Annotated in this window: 18 protein-coding genes; 13 read left to right on the top strand and 5 right to left on the bottom strand. The window is 56.2% G+C overall.

Annotated features, from left to right (window positions below; translation table 11 throughout):
- The first annotated feature begins 63 nt into the window (after positions 1-63).
- Both IF205_RS14440 and IF205_RS14435 read left to right on the top strand, forming a co-directional pair.
- Positions 64-2,265: an RNA degradosome polyphosphate kinase gene (locus IF205_RS14440; RefSeq protein WP_259780058.1), complete on the top strand. Its 2,202-nt coding sequence runs from the start codon at positions 64-66 to the stop codon at positions 2,263-2,265.
- A gap of 50 nt (positions 2,266-2,315) precedes the next feature.
- On the top strand, positions 2,316-3,815 hold the full coding sequence (locus tag IF205_RS14435) for a Ppx/GppA family phosphatase (protein WP_259780057.1): 1,500 nt from the start codon (positions 2,316-2,318) through the stop codon (positions 3,813-3,815).
- Positions 3,816-3,840: 25 nt separating this feature from the next.
- On the opposite strand, the gene rnd is transcribed toward IF205_RS14435, so the two are convergent.
- Positions 3,841-5,004, bottom strand: a complete 1,164-nt coding sequence (gene rnd / locus IF205_RS14430; RefSeq protein ID WP_311195697.1) for a ribonuclease D — start codon at positions 5,002-5,004, stop codon at positions 3,841-3,843.
- A gap of 180 nt (positions 5,005-5,184) precedes the next feature.
- Between rnd and aspS the strand changes: the two genes are divergently transcribed.
- From aspS to IF205_RS14415, 3 genes are all read left to right on the top strand, one after another.
- Positions 5,185-6,972 carry an aspartate--tRNA ligase gene (aspS, locus tag IF205_RS14425; protein ID WP_259783292.1) on the top strand — a complete coding sequence of 596 codons (1,788 nt, stop codon included), beginning with the start codon at positions 5,185-5,187 and terminating at the stop codon, positions 6,970-6,972.
- 97 nt (positions 6,973-7,069) lie between these two features.
- A protein-coding gene (locus IF205_RS14420) for an IS1182 family transposase (protein ID WP_259780056.1) occupies positions 7,070-8,436 on the top strand; the annotation gives its coding sequence in 2 pieces (ribosomal slippage) (positions 7,070-7,622 and positions 7,622-8,436; 1,368 coding nt in all).
- Positions 8,437-8,570: 134 nt separating this feature from the next.
- A protein-coding gene (locus IF205_RS14415) for an IS5 family transposase (RefSeq protein WP_259779310.1) occupies positions 8,571-9,346 on the top strand; the annotation gives its coding sequence in 2 pieces (ribosomal slippage) (positions 8,571-8,903 and positions 8,906-9,346; 774 coding nt in all).
- An 87-nt stretch (positions 9,347-9,433) separates the two neighbouring features.
- Here IF205_RS14415 and IF205_RS14410 read toward each other — a convergent pair.
- Positions 9,434-10,081, bottom strand: a complete 648-nt coding sequence (locus IF205_RS14410; protein ID WP_259780055.1) for a uracil-DNA glycosylase — start codon at positions 10,079-10,081, stop codon at positions 9,434-9,436.
- 39 nt (positions 10,082-10,120) lie between these two features.
- Positions 10,121-10,792: a LabA-like NYN domain-containing protein gene (locus IF205_RS14405; RefSeq protein WP_259780054.1), complete on the bottom strand. Its 672-nt coding sequence runs from the start codon at positions 10,790-10,792 to the stop codon at positions 10,121-10,123.
- Positions 10,793-11,276: 484 nt separating this feature from the next.
- Between IF205_RS14405 and rpoZ the strand changes: the two genes are divergently transcribed.
- The 6 genes from rpoZ (at position 11,277) to era (ending at position 16,812) form a co-directional block, all read left to right on the top strand.
- Entirely contained in the window at positions 11,277-11,666 is a 390-nt protein-coding gene (gene rpoZ / locus IF205_RS14400) for a DNA-directed RNA polymerase subunit omega (protein ID WP_259780053.1), read from the top strand.
- A 73-nt stretch (positions 11,667-11,739) separates the two neighbouring features.
- Positions 11,740-13,887 (top strand): RelA/SpoT family protein, encoded by a 2,148-nt coding sequence (locus tag IF205_RS14395; protein WP_259780052.1) that lies wholly within the window; start codon positions 11,740-11,742, stop codon positions 13,885-13,887.
- 23 nt (positions 13,888-13,910) lie between these two features.
- On the top strand, positions 13,911-14,336 hold the full coding sequence (acpS, locus tag IF205_RS14390; RefSeq protein WP_259780051.1) for a holo-ACP synthase: 426 nt from the start codon (positions 13,911-13,913) through the stop codon (positions 14,334-14,336).
- Between the two features lie 84 nt (positions 14,337-14,420).
- The gene (gene lepB / locus IF205_RS14385) at positions 14,421-15,227 is read left to right on the top strand and encodes a signal peptidase I (RefSeq protein ID WP_311195696.1); all 807 of its coding nucleotides are present in this window, start codon (positions 14,421-14,423) and stop codon (positions 15,225-15,227) included.
- A 5-nt stretch (positions 15,228-15,232) separates the two neighbouring features.
- Positions 15,233-15,910: a ribonuclease III gene (gene rnc, locus IF205_RS14380; protein ID WP_259780050.1), complete on the top strand. Its 678-nt coding sequence runs from the start codon at positions 15,233-15,235 to the stop codon at positions 15,908-15,910.
- The gene (era, locus tag IF205_RS14375; RefSeq protein ID WP_259780049.1) at positions 15,907-16,812 is read left to right on the top strand and encodes a GTPase Era; all 906 of its coding nucleotides are present in this window, start codon (positions 15,907-15,909) and stop codon (positions 16,810-16,812) included. The genes rnc and era overlap by 4 nt, the downstream gene beginning before the upstream one ends.
- Here the strand turns inward: era and IF205_RS14370 are convergent.
- The gene (locus IF205_RS14370) at positions 16,779-18,584 is read right to left on the bottom strand and encodes an EAL domain-containing protein (protein WP_259780048.1); all 1,806 of its coding nucleotides are present in this window, start codon (positions 18,582-18,584) and stop codon (positions 16,779-16,781) included. The two genes, era and IF205_RS14370, sit on opposite strands and share 34 nt — an antisense overlap.
- Before the next feature lie 248 nt (positions 18,585-18,832).
- Here IF205_RS14370 and IF205_RS14365 point away from each other — a divergent pair, with 248 nt between their 5' ends.
- The gene (locus IF205_RS14365; RefSeq protein ID WP_259780047.1) at positions 18,833-20,035 is read left to right on the top strand and encodes an MFS transporter; all 1,203 of its coding nucleotides are present in this window, start codon (positions 18,833-18,835) and stop codon (positions 20,033-20,035) included.
- Positions 20,036-20,072: 37 nt separating this feature from the next.
- Positions 20,073-20,462 carry a VOC family protein gene (locus tag IF205_RS14360; RefSeq protein WP_259780046.1) on the top strand — a complete coding sequence of 130 codons (390 nt, stop codon included), beginning with the start codon at positions 20,073-20,075 and terminating at the stop codon, positions 20,460-20,462.
- Between the two features lie 9 nt (positions 20,463-20,471).
- Here IF205_RS14360 and hisI read toward each other — a convergent pair whose 3' ends face one another.
- Positions 20,472-20,879: a phosphoribosyl-AMP cyclohydrolase gene (gene hisI / locus IF205_RS14355; RefSeq protein ID WP_259780045.1), complete on the bottom strand. Its 408-nt coding sequence runs from the start codon at positions 20,877-20,879 to the stop codon at positions 20,472-20,474.
- Between the last annotated feature and the right edge of the window lie 52 nt (positions 20,880-20,931).

Below are 20,931 nucleotides of genomic sequence, written 5' to 3'. Positions count from 1 at the left end.
ACAATTGACTGTTAGGCAGGGCAGGGTTCTCCCTCCTGCAACTCATTTAATATAGCCGTGGAAATGGACAAAGAAATTTCAAAAGCCGAAAGCGATTCTGCCGTGATCGACGCCCCCAAAGCAAAAGGGGACGTTGCGGAACAGGCGACAATCGACCTTTCCTCGCCGGAACGGTTCATCAACCGGGAGCTTTCCTGGCTTGCGTTCAACTTCAGGGTTCTGGAAGAAGCCTGTAATCCAAATCATCCGCTTTTGGAGCGGTTGCGGTTCCTTTCCATTTCCGCGAGCAACCTGGACGAATTTTATATGGTCCGTGCGGCCGGCCTGAAGGGGCAGGTCGCGGCTGGTGTTACCAAGTTCAGTCAGGATGGACTGACCCCGGCAGAACAGCTTTCCGCGATCTCCGAAAAGGCAGGGCGGCTCTTGCGTGCCCAGCAGGTCGTGCTTGACGAAATTCTTCAGATGCTGCGCAAGGAAAAGATATTCCTGCTGCGGGCGGACGAGTTGAACAAGCGCGAACACACCTGGCTTGAAAACTGGTTCGAAGAACAGATTTATCCGGCGATGACGCCGCTTGCCGTGGATCAGGCACACCCGTTCCCCTTCATCCCCAACAAGGGGCTGGTGATGGCTGTGGAGCTTCTGCGTGCCCGTGACGACCGAAAGCTGAGTGGTCTGATTCCGATCCCTCACAACCTGGATCGTTTTGTCCGTTTATCCGGGGGGGACGCGCGTTTCATTGCCCTGGAAGATGTGATCGCGATGTTCATTGATCGAATGTTCCCGGGCTTTGAAGTAACGGGCATGGGCATGTTCCGTGTGATCCGCGACTCTGATGTGGAAATCGATGAAGAGGCCGAAGACCTGGTCCGGACCTTCGAGACCATGTTGCGCCAACGCCGCCGGGGCAATGTGATCCGGCTCAATATCAGTTCCCAGATGCCCGATGACTTGCGTGGCTTTGTGGTGGACCAACTGGGTGTGAGTGCGGATGATGTCTTTGAACTGGACGGTCATCTCAGCCTCGCCGATATGAGCCAGATGATCGTGAAGTCGCGGCACGATTTACAGTTCGAACCCTATAACCCGCGCTTCCCGGAACGGATTGTTGATTTTGGCGGCGATTGCTTTGCTGCGATCCGGGCCAAGGATTTTATCGTTCATCATCCCTATGAAAGCTTTGATGTTGTTGTCCAATTCCTGAAGCAGGCTGCCAACGACCCCAATGTCGTTGCCGTGAAACAGACCCTGTATCGGACATCCAACGATTCGCCGATCGTGCGCGCCCTGATTGATGCCGCGGAGGCGGGTAAATCCGTGACCGCACTGGTGGAATTGAAGGCGCGTTTTGACGAGGCTGCCAATATTCGCTGGGCCCGGGACCTGGAACGCGCCGGCGTTCAGGTGGTTTACGGCTTTGTGGATTTGAAGACCCACGCAAAAATCTCGATGGTGGTTCGCCGTGAGGGGCGCATCATGCGCAACTACGTGCATTTCGGTACGGGAAATTATCACTCGATCACGGCAAAGATTTATACCGATCTCAGCTTCTTCACCTGCGATTCCATATTGGCCCATGATGCCGCGCGCCTGTTCAACTACATGACCGGCTATGCAACGCCCAGTCATATGGAAAAGCTGGCTTTTGCGCCGCTGACGCTGCGTGAACGGATCATGCAGGACATTGAGGAGGAAGTGGAACATGCACGCGCAGGACGCACCGGCCAAATTTGGCTGAAAGCGAACAGCCTTGTGGATGGCAGGATCATTGATGCCCTCTATCGGGCCAGCCAGGAAGGTGTGCAGATTGACATCGTGGCGCGTGGCATATGCTGCCTGCGGCCCGGTGTGCCGGGGCTTTCCGATAATATTCGCGTTAAAAGCATCGTCGGGCGCTTCCTGGAACATAGCCGCATCTTCTGCTTCGGGGCAGGGCACGGCCTGCCATCACCGCATGCGAAGGTCTATATCAGCTCTGCGGACCTGATGCCGCGCAATCTGGATCGCCGCGTGGAAACGCTGATTCCAATTGATAACAGCACGGTCAAGAAACAAATTCTCGATCAGGTGATGTATGCGAACTTGCATGATGAGGCTCAAAGCTGGCATATGCGGTCTGATGGTACATATGACCGTAGCGAGCCAGTGGGACGAGGCTTTAGCGCGCATACGTTCTTCATGACGAACCCAAGTCTTTCGGGGCGTGGCAAGGCGATCAAGAAGAACCGCAAGGCAAGCGCAAGGAAGCGTAAACCACGGGCCTGAGCGGCCATATAATTGGTAACGATTGAAAACAAGTATCGTGTGGTAGCGTTTTGAATTCAGTCAGTCAGTCTTCCGACGTGGTAACTCCCCCTGTCGCGGTAATCGACATTGGGTCCAACTCCATTCGCCTTGTGGTCTACGAAGGCGCGGTTCGTGCGCCGATTGCGATCTTCAACGAGAAGATTCTCTGTGGCCTTGGGCAGGATCTGAATGAAACCGGGCTGCTGGATGCTGATGGCGTGGAGCGCGCCTTGCAGGCCATTCCGCGTTTTATCGAAATCGCACAGGGCATGAAGGTCGCCTGGATCGAGGTGCTTGCAACCGCGGCCGTACGCGAGGCGGAAAACGGACCGGAATTCGTGTCCCGCCTGGAAGAAAGCTGTAACATCACCATCAACATCCTGACGGGCCGTGAAGAAGCGCGTCTCGCCGGTCTTGGTGTCCTTGCAGGCACGCCGGAGGCGGAAGGCATTGCCGGTGACCTCGGCGGCGGCAGTGTTGAACTGGTTCGTGTGTCACCGGACGCGGTTGGCGATAAAGAGACATTGCCGCTCGGCCCGTTGCGTCTCGGGCATCTATTGACCGATGGTCGGGATGGTCTTGAAGCCTATATCGAAGAGCATCTTGATACGGTCGACTGGTTGAAAGGTGCCTGTGGACAGGGGGCTTTTTATGTTGTCGGCGGCGCATGGCGAAATATCGCCAAAATTCATATGGCGGCCGTGGATTACCCCCTTCATGTGATTCACCATTATGCGGTTCCCCGCGATGAGATGCTGGCCTTCACCGACAAGCTGTCCCGCCTGACGGTCGACGAGGCGAGGAAGTTGGACGGTGGATCGAAAAGGCGTTCTGAAACATTGCCTTATGCCGCGTTGTTGCTGAACAGGGTAATCGCGAAACTTCAACCGGAGGAAGTTGTCTTTTCGGCGAATGGCGTGCGTGAAGGCTGTGTTTTTGAGCGTGTGTCCGAGGAGTTGCAACGGGAGGACCCTTTGCTGGCCGCCTGCCAGCGTATGCCCTGGTCGCGCACGATCGGTCGTGTGGAAGGAGACTTGTTGGCCCATTGGATCGAGGTGGTTTTCAATGGCGTGGATGGCCGTCACAAGCGTCTCCAGCATGCGGCCTGTCTGTTGTCTGAAGTTGGCCGGCTGGAACATCCCGACTATCGCGTGGACCATGCCCTGACCCGCGTGATGCGGTTCCAGTTTGTCGGCATCGATCACGTTGAGCGGGCCTTCCTGGCCCTGGCTGTCGCCTCAAGATACGGCAAGACGATTGGTGCTGCGCGGTCCAGGTCCAGTGTTGAGCAACTGCTGAGCAAAGAGGAGAAGGCGCTGGCGCGTGCGACAGGATTTGCCATACGCCTGGGCTTTGCAATTTCGGGTGGGGTATCGCGAAACCTGAAACTGTATCATCTGGAGCGCGATGGCGATCATCTGCGGCTGGTCGCGGACAGCAAGAAACGCCAGATGATGGGCGAGGTTGTCGAACGCCGTCTGGCCACCCTGGCGGAAGCGCTGGAGTGCAGTTGGTCGATTGAATGCTGACCGGTGCGCCGGAATAACCGGCGCGTCAGTCTTCCAGTTCGATGATATGGATGCTGCGTCCACGTACCGACATGGCAAGTTTCCCCGACTTCAGCTCCATCGCGCGTTTACCGAAAATCTCATAGCGCCAGCCTGTCATGGCGGGCACATCAGGCTGGCTTTCAACCGCGATTCGTTCCAGATCATCTCCGCTGGCTACAATCCGTGCGGCAACCTGATGACGCTCGCATTCATGCTTGAGAAGCACTTTCAGCAGGTCGGAAAGGGGGGCGATCCCGTCGGGAAGCCGTTCCTTCTTTTTCACTTTTGGCAACTGACCGTCGGGCAAGTTCAGGCCGCGTTCAACCGCCTTCAGCAAGCCAACACCCATCTTGCCCTCGGCGAAGCCATCGGACACGCCGCGGATTTTCGTCAGTTCCTTGGAATTGCGCGGTTTGGTCCCGGCAACGTCCAGCAATGCCTCATCCCGGAGAATGCGGGTTTTCGGCAGGTTGCGGGCCTGTGCCTCGCGTTCCCGCCATGCCGCGATTTCTTTCAGGACACCGAGGAAGCGCGGGTTGTGTCCGCGTGATTTGATCCGGCGCCATGCCTCATCCGGGTCCACTTCCAGGGTGGATGGGGAAATGAGAACCTTCATTTCCTCGCCCAGCCAGCTTTCGCGGCCCGTGCGATCCAGTTCGGCCTTGAACAGCTCATAGATATCGCAGAGATGCGTAACGTCGCTCAAGGCGTAGGCGAGCTGTTTTTTGTTGAGCGGACGAAGGGACCAGTCCGTGAAGCGGGCGGACTTGTCCAGGCTCCGGTTTAACAGGCGGTTCACGAGGGTTTCATAACCGATCTGGTCGCCGTGCCCCAGGACCATCGCGGCAATCTGGGTGTCGAAAACCGGGGTCGGGACGCTTCCCATCATCTGATAGAAGATTTCCAGGTCCTGCCGACAGGCGTGGAATACCTTCATCAGGTCCGGCTTGGCCATAAGGGCCTGGAAAGGCGAGAGGTCGATGCCGTCCGCCAGCGGGTCAATGATCGCCTCGTGACCCGGACACGCCACCTGGATGAGGCACAGCTTCGACCAGTAGGTCTTTTCACGCAGGAATTCGGTGTCGACTGTAATATAGTCGCTATCCGCAATCTGTGCGCAGAAGGCGGCGAGCTTGTCGGATTCGGTGATCACTGAGATATCTGTCATGGGCAAAGCCATAGCGCATGGATATGGGACAGACAAGACGGCTTTTAATTGCCGCATATAGGAAGACAACCACCATCTATCCTTGACAAAGACGGGAAAGCATGGCCTTTGCCCTCACACGAAAGTAATAAGATTCCCCTGGAGAGATTTATGCTTCAAACGCGCTCCGAGACTGGCGAAATGCATTCCTATCGCACACATACCTGTGGCGAACTTCGCCTGAATAATGCCGATGAGACGGTCCGCATCTCCGGCTGGATTCATCGCAAGCGCGACCACGGTAACCTGCTGTTCGTGGACCTGCGCGATAACTATGGCCTGACCCAGGTTGTTGTCGATACCGACAACCCGCATTTCCCGGCCCTTGAAAAGGCAAGCAACGAATCCGTTATCTGCGTGACCGGCAAGGTCTTGAAGCGTACTGCGGAAACCGTGAACGAAAATCTGCCGACCGGGGCAATCGAAGTCAGCGCGGATGTGGTTGAAGTCCTTTCCCACGCCGACACGCTGCCGATGCCGGTCAACCAGGATGCCGGTTATCCGGAAGATATCCGTCTGAAGTATCGCTTCCTGGACCTGCGCCGGGAACAGATGCACCAGAATATCATTCTGCGTTCCGACATCATTTCCTCCATCCGCCGCCGCATGGTGGAGCAGGGCTTCCGCGAATTCCAGACGCCGATCCTGACCGCATCCAGCCCGGAAGGCGCACGTGACTTCCTGGTGCCGAGCCGCCTGCATCCGGGTCAGTTCTACGCATTGCCCCAGGCCCCGCAGCAGTTCAAACAGCTTCTGATGGTTGCCGGTTTCGACAAATACTTCCAGATCGCACCCTGCTTCCGCGATGAGGATGCACGTGCCGACCGTAGCCCGGGTGAGTTCTATCAGCTCGACTTTGAAATGAGCTTTGCCACCCAGGAAGATGTCTTCCAGGCAATCGAGCCCGTTCTGCATGGCGTGTTTGAGGAATTTGCCGGTGAGCGCGAGGTATCCGCGCTGCCGTTCAAGCGTATTCCTTATGCAGAATCCATGCTGAAATACGGTTCCGACAAACCGGACCTGCGGAACCCGATCCTGATTTCCGACGTATCGGAAGTCTTTGAGGGGTCCAACTTCAAGATTTTTGCGAAGCTGGTTTCCGAAGGCATGGTCGTTCGCGCCATTCCGGCGCCGGGTGCCTCAGAGCAGCCGCGTAGCTGGTTTGACAAGCTGAATAGCTGGGCGCAGGGCGAAGGCCAGGCTGGTCTTGGTTACATCAACTTCAAGGCTGACGGTCCGGCAGGTCCGATTGCCAAGAACCTTGATGAAGAACGCATCGCGAGGGTCAAGGAACTTGCCGGTGTGGACACCGGGGATGCTGTCTTCTTCGTTTGTGGCAAGCCTTTGGCGGCGGCAGAATTCGCCGGTGCCGCACGGACCAAGATCGGGGAAGAACTGAACCTGATCGACCCGAACAAGTTCGAGTTCTGCTGGATCGTCGACTTCCCGATGTTCGAATATGACGAAAAGCTGGAGAAGGTTGAATTCTCTCACAACCCGTTCTCCATGCCGCAGGGCGGTATGGAAGCGCTTGAGACGATGGACCCGCTGGAAATCAAGGCATTCCAGTATGACATCGTCTGCAACGGGATCGAGCTTTCCTCCGGTGCTATTCGTAACCACCTGCCGGAAGTCATGTATAAGGCCTTCGATATTGCAGGCTATGGGCCGGAAGTGGTGGACGACCGCTTTGGCGGCATGATCAATGCGCTGAAACTGGGCGCACCGCCGCATGGTGGCTGTGCACCGGGTATCGACCGTATCGTAATGCTGTTGGCGGGCACGGAGAACATCCGTGAAGTCACCGCCTTCCCGATGAACCAGATGGCCCAGGACCTCATGATGGGCGCGCCAGCACCTGCGGATGCACAGCAGCTGCACGACGTTCATATCAAGGTGTCCATGCCTGTGACAGCCAAGTCCGAATAGGGCGAGGGCAGTCAGCGAACAAAGGGCGACCGCTTGGTCGCCCCAGACTGCTGACAAAGGTCTCGCGCAAGCGGGGCCTTTGTGATTCTATTGTCTTATGTTGAAGAAGCCCCAGCCTGAACAGGGCCGACTTGAGATGGTGACATTGGAGGGTCTGGTGCCTGCGGATCACCTGCTTCGCAAGATCGATGCGGTGATCGACTTTTCGTTTATCCACGACCGGGTGGCCGGTCTGTATTGCGCGGATAATGGCCGCCCGGCGCTGGACCCGGTGATGCTGTTCAAGGCGCTGTTCATCGGCTACCTGTTCGGCATCCGCTCGGAGCGGCAGTTGGTGCGGGAGATCGAGGTGAATGTGGCCTATCGCTGGTTTCTGCGCTTGGGCCTCACCGACAAGGTGTTCGATGCCTCGACGCTGTCGCAGAACCGCCGCCGCCGCTACCAGGATGTGTCTGTGGCGCAGGATATTTTCGATCACATTGTCGAACAGGCAATTGCCAAGGGTCTTGTGGACGGCACGGTGCTTTATACCGACAGCACCCATCTGAAGGCCAATGCCAACAAGAACAAATGGGACAGCCAAGTGGTCGCCAAGTCCCGGGCCGACTATTGGGACGCGCTGGACCTGGCGGTTGAGGAGGATCGGGCGGCCATGCCAAAAAGCCGCTGAAGGCGAAGGAACGCGCGCCCGGGCAAAAGGAGACCAAGGTCAGCCGCACCGACCCGGAAGCCGGTTACATGGTGCGTGAAGGCAAGCCCAAGGGGTTCTTTTATCTGGATCATCGCACGGTGGACGGGCGTTATGGCATCATCACCGATACTCACGCCACCCCGGCCACTGTGCATGACAGTATCCCCTATCTGGACCGGCTCGACCGGCAGCGGGACCGCTTCGGCCTGGATGTCCAGGCGGTCGGGCTGGATGCAGGCTATGCCACGGCGGGCATCGCCAAGGGGCTGGAAGACAGGGATATCCTCGGTGTAACCGGCTATCGCCGCCCGAACCACCGGGCAGGCATGCTGCGCAAGCGGGACTATCAGTACGACCGGCAGTTAGACGGCTACCGCTGTCCGCAGGGCCAGTTCCTGAATTATGCCACCACCGACCGCAACGGCTATCGCCATTACAAAAGCGACCCGAAGGTCTGCGCCACCTGCCCGCTGCTTGCCTCCTGCACCGGCAGCGCCAAACACACCAAAACCGTCACCCGCCATGTCTGGCAGGACGCCCGGGAGCGCACGGACGCCCACCGTCTCACCGACTGGGGCAAAAGGCTCTATAAAAGACGCAAGGAAACTGTAGAACGCTCCTTTGCCGACGCAAAGCAGCTCTTCGGACACCGATACGCCCGCTTCCGCGGCCTCATCGCCGTCAAAACGCAATGCCTGCTCGCCGCCGCCGCCCAAAACATCAAGAAAATCGCCCTCGCAATGGCTCCAAAAACCGAAACCAGCCCGATCTGATCGAAAGGGGACTTCTCACTCTCCCTCAATAACAACCGGCAAACATCCAAAACTAGGCCGTAAACTCATAAACAGGATTCCCCTTTCGGTCTTGATGTGATTCATGTCTCTTGTTGCCGAACGAGGGAGTTTTCATGAGCCGCCGCCGCTACGAACTGACAGATTTCGAATGGTCGATTATCGCACCTTTGCTGCCGAACAAGCCGCGCGGGGTACCACGTGTCGATGACCGGCGGGTGCTGAACGGCATTCTGTGGCGGTTCCGGGCAGGCACGCCTTGGGCGGAGATACCGGAGCGTTACGGCCCCCATACGACCTGCTACAATCGCTTCGTCCGCTGGCGCAAGGCCGGGGTATGGGATCGGCTTTTGGAGGCAATCTCAGCGGCTTACGACAGCGACATCGTCATGATCGACAGTAGTTGCGTCCGGGTCCATCAGCATGGTGCGACCGGTAAAAAGGGGGATCTGACGATGGCTGCATGGGCCGTTCCCGGGGTGGACTGACGACCAAGATCCATGCCCTTGTCGACGCTGAAGGTCGGCCGGTGAAACTGGCCCTCACGCCGGGGCAAGCTCATGACGGCCGATCAGCGGAGGGCCTGCTCAAAGACTTGAAGGAGGGGGCCATCCTGCTGGCCGACCGGGCCTATGACAGTGACGCCATCCGCGCCCTTGCCGACGCGCGCAAGGCCTGGGCCAATATTCCGCCAAAACGGAACCGCAAAAAGACCTTCGCCTTCTCAAGCTGGGTCTATCGCCAGCGCAACCTCGTCGAGCGCTTCTTCAACAAGCTCAAGCAATTCCGGGGCATCGCCACGCGATACGACCGTAACCCAGAGAATTTCCTGGCTGCCGTCAAGCTCGCTTCATGCCGCATCTGGATCAGAAGTTATGAGTCTGCGGCCTAAACCCCGCCGAATATCGACGGGGTTTGTCAACGGTCTGGGGCGACCGCTTGGTCGCCCTTTTTGTGTCTGTTGGTCGCCATTCAGGATTTAGGCGATATGTTTCCTGATCGTCGTGAAGACATCCTCGAACATTTCGGTCGTAAGACGTCCCGTATTGGTGTTGTAGCGGGAGCAGTGATAGCTATCGACCAGCAGAATGCCGTTCGGCAGTTCATGCACACCGGCGTGGGTGAATTTCGCGAAGGACTGCTTGAGGCCAAAGGCCTTGAGCACGTTGTTATGGCTGATCAATCCCAAGGACAGGACGACCTTCAGGTTTTTCATGGCCGCCAGTTCATCAACGAGGAAGGGCAGGCAGGCCTTCATTTCCGCCGTTGTCGGCTTGTTTTCGGGGGGCACGCAACGCACAGCATTGGCAATCCGGCAATCGGTCAGTTGCAACCCGTCGTCCGGGCGCTTGTCATAGTGGCCGGTGGCGAAGGAGAACTTGACCAGGGTGTCGTAAAGCAAGTCCCCGGCATAGTCGCCGGTAAAGGGGCGGCCGGTGCAGTTCGCGCCGCGCAGCCCCGGTGCCAGGCCGACAATCATCAGGCGTGAGTCCATGCCGCCGAAACTGGGAACCGGCGCGTTGTGCCAGTCCGGATATTTGGCGCGTTGCGTCTCGCGAAACTCGACCAGGCGCGGGCAAAGCGGACAATCGCGCCCGGGTGCGGGCGCGTTGGTGGTATCAGGCATGATCAATGGGTCCCCGTCGAAATCAGGCTGTTGGCTGGCTCAGTCGTTTACTTCTTCGACCAGAGCTTCTTCTTCATCGTCGTAATATTCGTCGCCATCATAATCTTCATCATAATCGCTGTCATCATCGTCCGCCGCGTGGTTGCGGCTGGGCTGCTGATGGTTGGCATTGTCATGGAAGTTTCTGGCGATCTTCTTTGCGATCATGTTGAGGTCGATGAAGTTATCGGCCTGACGGCGCAACTCGTCGGCGATCATAGGCGGTGAGGTCTTTATCGTGCTGACGACGGTAACACGGACACCGCGGCGCTGGACCGCTTCCACCAGACGGCGGAAGTCGCCATCGCCGGAAAACAGGATGATATGGTCTAGATGTTCGGCCATCTCCAGAACGTCGATGGCCAGCTCCATGTCCATGTTGCCCTTGATCTTCCGGCGGCCCTGCGCGTCGGTGAACTCCTTGGCTGGCTTTGTCACCATGGTGTAGCCATTATAGTCGAGCCAGTCGACCAGCGGGCGGATGGGGGAGTATTCCTGATCTTCAAACAGAGCGGTGTAATAGAAAGAGCGGATCAGGCGCCCGTGGGAGCGGAACAGATCCAGCAGTTTTTTATAGTCAATGTCAAAGCCCAGGGCGCGCGCTGCTGAATACAAATTCGCGCCGTCAATAAACAAGGCTAATCTTTCTTGGGTATAGATACCAACAGGCATTTACCTATTCCTTGGTCAAATAAATGGATTCAAATAAAAAGAGTTAACCCCAACGATATAATGACAGGCCATAGAGAATGCAATTGCAATAGCAGGTTGGCCGGGCACAATTTAAGGCGGCGCTCACTCAAGCGGGAATGCTAGCATGGCGGATGGGCATGCCCCGTGACAATTCTGTAGCAAAGTTTAAAAAATCATTTGAAATCAAATTATTAGAACTTGTACTCAATGAAGGGTTTTTGGTCCGTCACGGGGCGGCGGGGGATGCGCTTCCGGGTGATACAAATTTCACGTGCCTTTTTCGCCGGAAAAGCTGAATTTGATTGTGCTGAAAGTGTTGAGAGTAATTGCATTTTCGTTGTGAATGACTAAATATTTGAATAAGGATTCAGATAGGCAGCAAGCGCTTGCAAAAGGGGGGCGCTATGCCTATAGTCGCGCCCCTCTCGATGGTCCGCTGAGAAGTTGATGGAAAGGTCCGATAATGGCCCGCGTTACAGTAGAAGATTGCGTAGAAAGAGTTTCAAACCGGTTTGAGCTGGTGATGTTGGCGGCAGAGCGTGCGCGCGAGATTGCAACCGGCGCGACCCTGGCTGTTGAACGCGACCGTGATAAAAACCCGGTTGTGGCGCTGCGTGAAATCGCAGAAGAAAAAGTCGAATTGGAAGAACTGGAACATGGCCTGGTGAAAGGTCTCCAGAAATTCGTCGACAACGACGAGCCGGAAGACGAAGAAAAACTTCAGGAACTGTTGGCAGCCCCGGGTGCGGAAGTCGAACAGAGCGACGAAGTTCAGGCCAAGCCGGTTGAAGAAACCGAACTGCCGGCGGAAGTCCGTTTCGAAGACGTCGATTTGCCGAGCACCGAGGATTAATGGCGACGTGCGGCTGTTCCCAGAAGCGGTCGCCTTATGGCCAGGGCGAGTTCAATATTGAGGGCGTTATATTATGGTAATGCGCCAGTATGAACTCGTCGAACGTGTAAGAGCCTATGATCCGGGCGCGGATGAGGATGCCCTCAACCGCGCCTATGTTTTTTCCATGAAGGCGCATGGCAACCAGATGCGTGCGTCTGGCGATCCGTATTTCTCACATCCGGTGGAAGTCGCCGGACTGTTAAGTGAGAAAAAGCTCGATACGGCCTCCATCATCACGGGATTGTTGCACGACACCGTGGAGGATACCGAGGTTACGGTCTCCGAAATCCAGGACAAATTCGGCGAGGAAATCGCCCAACTGGTCGATGGGGTGACCAAGCTTTCCCAGTTGGAATTGCAGTCAGACCGGCATAAACAGGCGGAAAACTTCCGTAAGCTTGTCCTGGCGATGTCCAAGGATATCCGGGTTCTGATCGTGAAACTGGCGGACCGTCTGCACAATATGCAGACCCTGCATTTCATCAAGAAGGAAGAAAAGCGCCGCCGTATCGCCCGCGAAACCATGGATATTTATGTTCCCCTGGCGGAACGTATCGGTATTCGCGACTGGAAAGAGGCGCTGGAAGATATGGCGTTCCGGGAATTGAACCCGGATGCGCGTGCGTCGATTTTGAACAGGTTGCAGTTCCTGAGCGAGCAGGGCGGCAATCTTATCGACAATATTATCAAAGAACTCAAGGACCTGCAGAAAAGCCACGGCATCGAGGTTGAAGTCAGCGGTCGCCAGAAAACCCCTTACTCGATCTGGCGCAAGATGCAGCGCCAGAATGTCGGCTTTGAGCAACTGTCCGATATCATGGCGTTCCGCGTGATCGTCGATACGACGGAACAGTGCTATCACGCGCTTGGTGTGATCCACAGCCGCTATTCCGTCGTGCCAGGCCGCTTCAAGGACTATATCTCGCTGCCCAAGCCAAACGGCTATCGCTCGCTGCATACCGGCGTGATCGGCCCGGAAAACCAGCGAATCGAAATCCAGATCCGAACCAAGGAAATGCATGCGATTGCCGAGTTGGGTGTGGCGGCGCATTGGCAATACAAGCAGACCGGCGGCAGCGACCAGCCAAGCAAGGAAGGTCGGCAATACCGCTGGATGCGGGACATGCTGGACATCCTGGCGAATGCATCGAATCCGGATGAATTCCTTGAACACACCAAGATGGAGATGTTCTCCGACCAGGTATTCGTCTTCACCCCGAAAGGGGATTTGCATGCGTTGCCGCGCGGCGCGACACCGGTCGACTTTGCCTATTCGGTCCACACCGAGATTGGGAACCATTGTGTCGCAGCAAAGGTAAACGGCCGTATTGTGCCGCTGCGTACCGAATTGCGGAATGGTGACCAGCTCGAGATATCCACTTCCTCGGCGCAGACGCCCAATCCATCCTGGGAAAGCTTTGTTGTTACCGGTAAGGCGCGCTCGTGCATCCGGCGCTTCATTCGTTCCAAACAGCGAGAGCAATACGCGAACCTGGGACGTGAAATCATCGATAAGACTTTCCGTCAGGCCAGTTATGATCTGACGGAAAAAGCACTGAAAGCCATTCTCGACCGGTTCCAGTGCGACACCGTGGAAGATTTGCAGGTCCGTGTCGGTGAGGGGCAGGTCGCCAGCCGCGAAGTGCTTTATGCGATCTATCCCGGCGCCAAAGACAAGGAAAGCGCCAAGAAGGTCCCGGCCCGCCGTGCCAAGGACCTGCCCAGCCATGCGATCCCGGTACGCGGTCTGATCGCAGGCATGGCCGTTCACTATGCCAAATGCTGCCACCCCCTGCCGGGCGACCGCATCGTGGGGATTGTCACCACGGGCAAGGGGGTCACCATTCACACCATCGACTGCCGGACGCTGGAGGCCTTTGCCGACATGCCGGAGCGCTGGATTGATGTGTCATGGGAAACAGACCAGACGGAAACGGCCAGCTTTGTCGGGCGGCTTCATGCAGTTATCTCCAATGAGCCGGGAAGCCTTGCGTCACTGACAACGGCGATCGGCCGGGATGGCGGCAATATCATCAATCTGAAGTTTACCAACCGCGGGCAGGACTTCTTCGACCTGCTGGTTGATGTGGAAGTAAAAGACGTGCGGCAGTTGAATAACATCATGGCCGCGCTTCGTGCCACGCCGGTGGTCAATTCCGTCGAACGCTCCCACGGGTAAGTCAAAGTAACAGGGGTAAAGCAATGATCATCGGGATCGGCACCGATCTCTGCGATATTTCACGTATCCAGGTTAGTCTTGAGCGCTTTGGGGCAAGGTTTTGCGATCGGGTCTATACATCTGCAGAGCAGGCGCGCGCAGAGCGGCGGCCGTTGAAGCGCGCGGATCGCTACGCCCAGATGTTTGCGGCCAAGGAAGCCTGTTCCAAGGCGTTGGGAACGGGGTTGCGGCAAGGGGTCTTTTGGCGTGATATGGAAGTCGTGCCAATGCCCAGTGGCAAGCCGACGATGCAATTGCATGGTGGGGCGCTGGAAAGACTGAAGGCATTGACGCCGGTTGGTATGGTGCCGCAGGTTGATGTTTCGCTGACCGATGAAAGCGGTCTGGCGCATGGCATGGTTATCATATCCGCCATACCCGCCGAATGGGCGGGGCATGGCGACGGTTGACAGGGTCGGGGCGCTGCGCCCATAACCCAACGAGATAAAGCGTTATTCATTCAGATTATGTGGCTTTGAACATTGGTTGATCGCGTGAAAAAAGACGACGAAAATTCGGCGGAAGCTAAAGAGAACACCGCCGGTGACAAGGCAAAGAAGGTAAAACAGAAGGGCGATTCCCTGGGGGAGACCCTGCGCACCCTCGTTTGGGCAATCCTCATTGCCGTCGGCGTACGGACCTTCTTCTTCGAACCTTTTAATATTCCGTCCGGTTCGATGATTCCCACGTTGCTGATCGGGGACTATATGTTCGTCAACAAGATGACCTATGGCTATGGCCGCTACAGCTTCCCCTTTGGTCTAGTGCCTTTCGAGGGGCGTATTTTCGGGAGCGAGCCGGAACGCGGTGACGTGGCTGTCTTCCGTCATCCGAACAAGCCCGGCGTTGACTATGTTAAACGTATTATCGGGCTGCCGGGTGACCGAATTCAGATGATTTCCGGCGTCCTTCATATCAACGGTGAGCCGGTGAAGCGCCGCCGCGTGGAAGACTATGTTCTTGACCCGGAAACCAACATGCCGAAATCGGTCAAACAATATGTGGAAACACTGCCCAATGGCGTGACCCATAACATCATTGAAACACATGGCGATAACTGGATTGCTGACAATACGAAGGTTTATGTCGTGCCCGAAGGCTATTTCTTCGCCATGGGGGACAACCGCGATAATTCCTCGGACAGCCGTTTTCTGGATGACCTCGGGTTTGTTCCGATGGGGAACCTGATCGGCAAGGCCAGCGTTTTCTTCTATTCCGCCGATTCAACCGTCAGCCTGATCAAACCCTGGACCTGGCTGACCGGAACCCGGTATTCCCGTTTGTTTGACGGTATTGAGTGATCCAGATGAATAGTGCGTTATATGCCATCCTGGGGCATGAGTTTGATAATCCGGAACTTCTGCAGGAGGCCCTGACCCATCGCAGCGCCAGTCACGGGCGCGATAATGGATATGAGCGCCTGGAGTTTCTGGGTGACCGGGTCCTGGGCCTTTGCGTTGCCGATATGCTGATGCAGGCCTTCCCGGACGAGCCGGAAGGGGCATTGTCCCGCCGCCTCAATGCGCTGGTGCGACAGGAAACCCTGGCGGAAGTGGCTGAAGGCCTGGGTTTTCAGGACTATATCTATGTCGGCAAGGCAGAAGACGACAGCGGCGCACGTGCCAATCCTGCCATCCTGTCGGATATATGTGAGGCGGTTATTGCCGCCCTGTACAAGGACGGCGGCCTGGAGGTTGCGCGTGCCTTCATTACAAAATACTGGCGTGACCGTCTGGAAAAGTCCAGCCGCCCGCCCAAGGACGCAAAATCCAGCCTCCAGGAATGGGCAATGGCGAGAAAACTGCCTTTGCCGGAATATGAGGTTGTGGACAAAACCGGACCGGATCATGCCCCTGTCTTTACGATTGAGGTCTCGGTCCGGGGCCGGGAGCCCGCCCGTGCACAGGGTGAGGCAAAGAGGAATGCAGAACAGAAGGCCGCAGAGCTTCTGTTGGAACGTTTGTTGAAGGAAGCAAAGTCATGACCACGCCAGCGAATACGCGCGCGGGTTTTGTTGCCCTGATCGGGGCACCGAATGCAGGTAAATCCACATTGTTGAACCGCTTTGTGGGCGCCAAGGTATCTATCGTCACGCATAAGGTGCAGACCACGCGTACGCGTGTCCTGGGCGTTGCGGTTGCAGATAATGCCCAGATTGTTTTCGTGGATACGCCCGGGATTTTCCAGCCGAAGCGCCGTCTGGACCGGGCAATGGTTGCCGCGGCTTGGGAAGGGGCCAAGGACGCCGACAAGGTTGTCATGCTGGTTGATGCGACGACGGGAATCCGTCCGGATGTGGAAACCATCATTGAAGGCCTGAAAAAGAATAACCGCCGCGTCGTCCTGGCGTTGAACAAGGTTGATGCGGTCAAGCGGGAAAGTCTGCTGGAGCTGGCGGCGCAACTGAACGATACCGGTGTGTTCTCCGATATCTTCATGATTTCAGCCCTTAAAGGTCATGGAGCCGATGATTTGCTGGCGCATCTGGTCAGTGCCATGCCGGAGGGGCCTTTCATGTTCCCCGAGGATCAGCTCACCGACATGCCCATGCGGCTTCTGGCGGCAGAGGTGACGCGCGAGAAACTGTTCCTGAATGTGCATCAGGAGCTTCCCTATGAGTTGACGGTGGAAACCGAAACCTGGGAAGAGTTCAAAGACGGCAGTGCGAAGGTGGAGCAAACCATCTATGTCCGCCGCGAGAGCCAGCGTTCGATCATTCTGGGCAAGGGCGGGCAGCGTGTGAAGAAGATTGGCGCAGAGGCGCGTGAGGAGCTTCAGGAAATGCTCGGTCGGAAGATCCACCTCTTCCTGTTTGTGAAGGTCCGCGATCGCTGGGAAGATGATCCCTCGCGTTACACAGTGTGGAACCTGGACTTCAACGCCTGATCGGGGAAATGGTCCACGACAAATTTGTTTGATGCCAGCTTGGCCTGCTTTTTCAGGCGGGCCAGGTTGTGCGTCAGCTCCTCGGCCATTTCCGGCCCCTGACCGTCGCTGAGACACAGCAGGGCGGCACAACAATCCAGCAGTTGGAATTGCTGGTTGTTACCCTCACGGTCACGCCCGTCGATATAGCCCCGTTCCCGGTCCTCAATCTCGTAAAAACTTTCCACGTCATCTTTGAAGTCGGTCAGAAGTTTTTGAATTTGTGAGGAAATAATATCCAGATCCGGGTTTCGAAATCCTGCGAAAAAATCGTCACCGCCGACATGACCAAGGAAGGTATCAGGGCCGGTCAATGTCCGCTTCATCAGGTCCGAGAACAGCATGATGGCGCGGTCGCCCTGGCGGAAGCCGTAGTAGTCGTTGAAGGGCTTGAAGTTGTTGAAGTCAAAATAGACAAAGCCCCAGTGATCCGACGAATCATCATCCAGTGCGGCCGCAATATAATCGGTCACCGAATGGTTGCCGGGAAGGCGAGTGAGGGGATTCTGGTCCTGTGCCTGGGCAAGGCGGCGTTCGTTGAGCAGATGCAGAAGCGACTGTGTCGTCAGAAATCCCCGGTATTTGAAATTCTCGGTGATGATGATGCCCTCGGGAATCTCGCCGATGGCATAGATACTCAGGATTTCCTCCAGGCTTTGTTCCACGCCTGCAACGGGGCATTTGGCGACAAAGCGGCTTATCGGATTGCCGAAGGCCTTGTTGCTCAACAGGGCATGACCATACTGGTTGTACAGATATCCTTTCAGGTCGGATTCGCGCACAAGGCCGCGCGGCTCGTTTGAGGCATCGACAACCGGGAAAAATCCAAGATTGCTGGTATCTGACTTGAAGACGTCCAGCACGGCATCCGTGCCGTCGGTATCGCGGATCGGGGCAATGTCGCTGACCATGTCGCCAACGCGGGTCAGACCCTGTTTTTTTCGGCGCCGGTCGGACAGGTTGATTTCATTGACGACCACATAGTGGGACCGGATGGCGGTAAGTTCCGTCGTTGGCCGGTCAATGAGATAGCCCTGCACCAGATCACAGCCCACGTCCTTGCAAGCGAGAAAGTCGTCTATTCTTTCAATGCCTTCTGCGATGACGCTGATGCCAAGACCATGCGCCATGTTGACCAGACTGGCCACCATCATGCGCTTTTTTGGGTCGGAGGAGATGCCATCGACGAAGAAGCGATCAATTTTGAGGTAATCCGGCTGATACTCATAGAGCATCCGCAGCTCGGAATACCCCCGCCCGTAGTCGTCAAGCGCCAGCCTGAAATTCTGGTTGCGGCACCGTTCCAGCGTTTCGCGAATATAGGGGGCGGAAGCGTTGTCATAGCTTTCCGAGAGCTCCAGGCAAAGCTGGTCCTGCGCCAGACCGTTGTCGGTCAGCAACTGATGGGTTTTATCCGGGTAATAGTCCGGCGATTCGAAGCAGCGGCCATCAATGTTGAAAAAGAGGCGCTTGCCACGGCCGACTTCCAGTTTGGCGAAATTCTGTAATGCGATTGTTCGTAGTATGATGTCCAGGCTGTGGAGGATTCCCATATCCCAGGCGATATCGAACAGGCTCTGGATACTGGGCAGGCCAAGCTTTTGATGGCCGCGTAAAAGCGCCTCATATCCATACGCCACGCCGGTGTGAACATTGACGATCGGCTGAAATGCGTAGGAAAGCGAGTGCTGGATCGAGCCAAGAAATGCGTCACTTTCGGAATGAGCGGACATAGACGCCATACTTTTATTAGAGACTAACGACATAAGCAGAGGTCATTAGCAGCAGTTGATGACCGATTTGTTTCAGTTGGCGAAATTCTTGGCGGTATAAATATAGAATAAGTATAAAATACAATGTATTAAGCAGTAAATCTCAGTTGTTCTTTGGCGGAAACGGTTAAAATCCATCGGTAGCATTTAGTCCCGCGGAGGAACAGACTAAGCTTTATTGATACGGAATTTCGAGGGCGGGCTGCATCATGACATCTGTAACTTCCAGGCTGGCGATGGGATTTTCCTGTCTGGGGCATTTCTATATGCATTTTGCAACGGCGATGTTCTTTACCGTGGCCCTGGCGCTTGAGCAGGCATGGAAAATGCCATTCTACGAGATTAACGAGTTATGGACCTGGGGTGCGCTTTTCGTTGGCCTCGCAGCCCTTCCCGCAGGACGTCTGGCGGATCGGTGGAGTGCCCGGGGAATGATGGCGCTGTGCATTCTGGGCATGGGGGCGGCGATGCTGGCCAGCGGCTTTGCAAATGGCCCCGACCAGATCGTCATTGTCCTCGCCATTTTGGGGATTTTCGCATCAATCTATCATCCTGTCGGCATTCCCTGGCTGATTGCCAATGCAAAGGAGCGCACCGGCGTTGCCTTGGCCGTTAACGGGCTGTTTGGTGGCCTGGGGCCAGCAGCGGCGGCGCTGGCGACCGGATTTCTGGCTGAGTATGCGGGCTGGCGTTGGGCGTTCTTTATTCCGGGCATTGTGATGGTTGGAACAGGCGTCGTTATGGTCTTGTGCATTACAACCGGAAGGCTGGTTTCCACCGGGTTGGCAGAAAAGAAAAGGGAGGCGACGGGCAATCAAGGTGCAATGCGGGTCTTCCTGATCCTGATGTTGACAATGTTTGTCGCCGGTGTGGTCTATAATTCGACCCAGGCCGCATTGCCGAAATTCTTCTCCGAACGGCTTTCCGGATTCGTGGACGGTCAGGTGTCTCATGCGGCGATGCTGGTTAGCATTGTCTATACCGTTGCGGCGTTGATGCAGGTTCTGGGCGGTATGCTGGCGGACCGCTATCCTTTGAAGCGTGTCTATGCCATAGGCTGGGGTCTGCAGATTGCTTTCCTGACAGCCTTGGGCCTTTTGAGTGGCCTGCCCGTTTTTGTGGTCGCCTTGCTGGTCGCATCGACAAGCGGCGGGACATTGCCGGCGGAAAATATGCTGCTGTTCAAATATGCCCCCGCCAGCCACAGAGGCCTTGCCTTTGGCGCGAAATACGTGCTGGCATTCGGCGCAGCGCCTCTTGGACTGCAAATCATCTCTTTTGTCCGCGACAGGACCGGAGACTTCACATGGCTGTTCCTGGGACTGGCGGTTGCCGCGTTCCTGGCTTTTATTGCGGCGGTTATGCTTCCCGGGGTGAAAAAGCTGCCGGGTCAGCCGGTTGCTGCAGAATGAATGACATGTGACAGAAGGGAAGAGGCTAGGCAGAGCGATGGGATTTCAGATCGAGCGGATCGACCATATTGTCCTGACAGTTGCAGACATTGAACGTAGCTGTGCTTTCTATGAAAAGGCCCTTGGCATGGTCCGGGAAGTTTTTGGGGATGACCGTGTGGCCCTTCGGTTTGGAAACCAGAAGATCAATCTGCATCTGGTCGGCCAGGAACAGGAACCGAAGGCCGCCGTTGCCGGGCCCGGGACCGGGGATCTGTGTTTGATCACAACAGCCGCGCCGCAGGATGTGGTCACTCATCTGGGAAGCTGTGGCATTGAAATACTGGAGGGCCCGGTTCCGCGCACCGGGGCGATCGGGCCGATCATGTCGGTCTATTTCCGTGATCCGGATTGCAATCTTATCGAGGTTTCCAAATACGAAACCTGATCGCACGGATCAGCGAAGGCGCTTCACGTCGTTGCGTTCAAGTTCCTCGCCACCGACGGGGATGTTGCGATAAAAGCAGCTTTCGAAACCAACATGACAGCATCCGCCGTCACCGCCGGGCAGAACCTTGATCCAAATCGCATCCTGATCACAGTCCGTGCGGATTTCGACAATCTTTTGCACCTGTCCGCTTGTTGCGCCCTTGTGCCAGATTTCCTGACGGCTTCGGCTCCAATAGACAGCTTCGCCCAATTTTATGGTCTGGCGTAAGGATTCTTCATTCATATAGGCCATCATCAGGACATCGCCGGTCTGCGCATGGGTGGTGACGACGGGAATCAAGCCGTCCTGATCGAATTTTGGAACGAAAACCGTGCCTTCTTCCAACTCTGTCCGAGACAAGTCCTTGCGGTCCATTTTCTGTATCCCATGCCAGCAATAATAAAGCCCATACAATGTTTTGTATGGG

This window comes from Aestuariispira ectoiniformans (genome assembly GCF_025136295.1).
GTDB lineage: Bacteria > Pseudomonadota > Alphaproteobacteria > UBA8366 > Aestuariispiraceae > Aestuariispira_A > Aestuariispira_A ectoiniformans.
The sequence above is the reverse complement of the archived record's forward strand: the minus strand, read 5'-3'. Positions and strand labels throughout refer to the sequence as shown.

Coding starts and splice junctions, on each gene's coding strand:
- acpS (WP_259780051.1), top strand. CDS start 13,911: ATGATCATCGGGATCGGCACCGATCTCTGCGATATTTCACGTATCCAG.
- aspS (WP_259783292.1), top strand. CDS start 5,185: ATGCATTCCTATCGCACACATACCTGTGGCGAACTTCGCCTGAATAAT.
- era (WP_259780049.1), top strand. CDS start 15,907: ATGACCACGCCAGCGAATACGCGCGCGGGTTTTGTTGCCCTGATCGGG.
- IF205_RS14360 (WP_259780046.1), top strand. CDS start 20,073: ATGGGATTTCAGATCGAGCGGATCGACCATATTGTCCTGACAGTTGCA.
- IF205_RS14440 (WP_259780058.1), top strand. CDS start 64: ATGGACAAAGAAATTTCAAAAGCCGAAAGCGATTCTGCCGTGATCGAC.
- hisI (WP_259780045.1), bottom strand. CDS start 20,879: ATGGACCGCAAGGACTTGTCTCGGACAGAGTTGGAAGAAGGCACGGTT.
- IF205_RS14405 (WP_259780054.1), bottom strand. CDS start 10,792: ATGCCTGTTGGTATCTATACCCAAGAAAGATTAGCCTTGTTTATTGAC.
- rpoZ (WP_259780053.1), top strand. CDS start 11,277: ATGGCCCGCGTTACAGTAGAAGATTGCGTAGAAAGAGTTTCAAACCGG.
- rnd (WP_311195697.1), bottom strand. CDS start 5,004: ATGACAGATATCTCAGTGATCACCGAATCCGACAAGCTCGCCGCCTTC.
- IF205_RS14395 (WP_259780052.1), top strand. CDS start 11,740: ATGGTAATGCGCCAGTATGAACTCGTCGAACGTGTAAGAGCCTATGAT.
- IF205_RS14370 (WP_259780048.1), bottom strand. CDS start 18,584: ATGTCCGCTCATTCCGAAAGTGACGCATTTCTTGGCTCGATCCAGCAC.
- rnc (WP_259780050.1), top strand. CDS start 15,233: ATGAATAGTGCGTTATATGCCATCCTGGGGCATGAGTTTGATAATCCG.
- IF205_RS14410 (WP_259780055.1), bottom strand. CDS start 10,081: ATGCCTGATACCACCAACGCGCCCGCACCCGGGCGCGATTGTCCGCTT.
- IF205_RS14365 (WP_259780047.1), top strand. CDS start 18,833: ATGACATCTGTAACTTCCAGGCTGGCGATGGGATTTTCCTGTCTGGGG.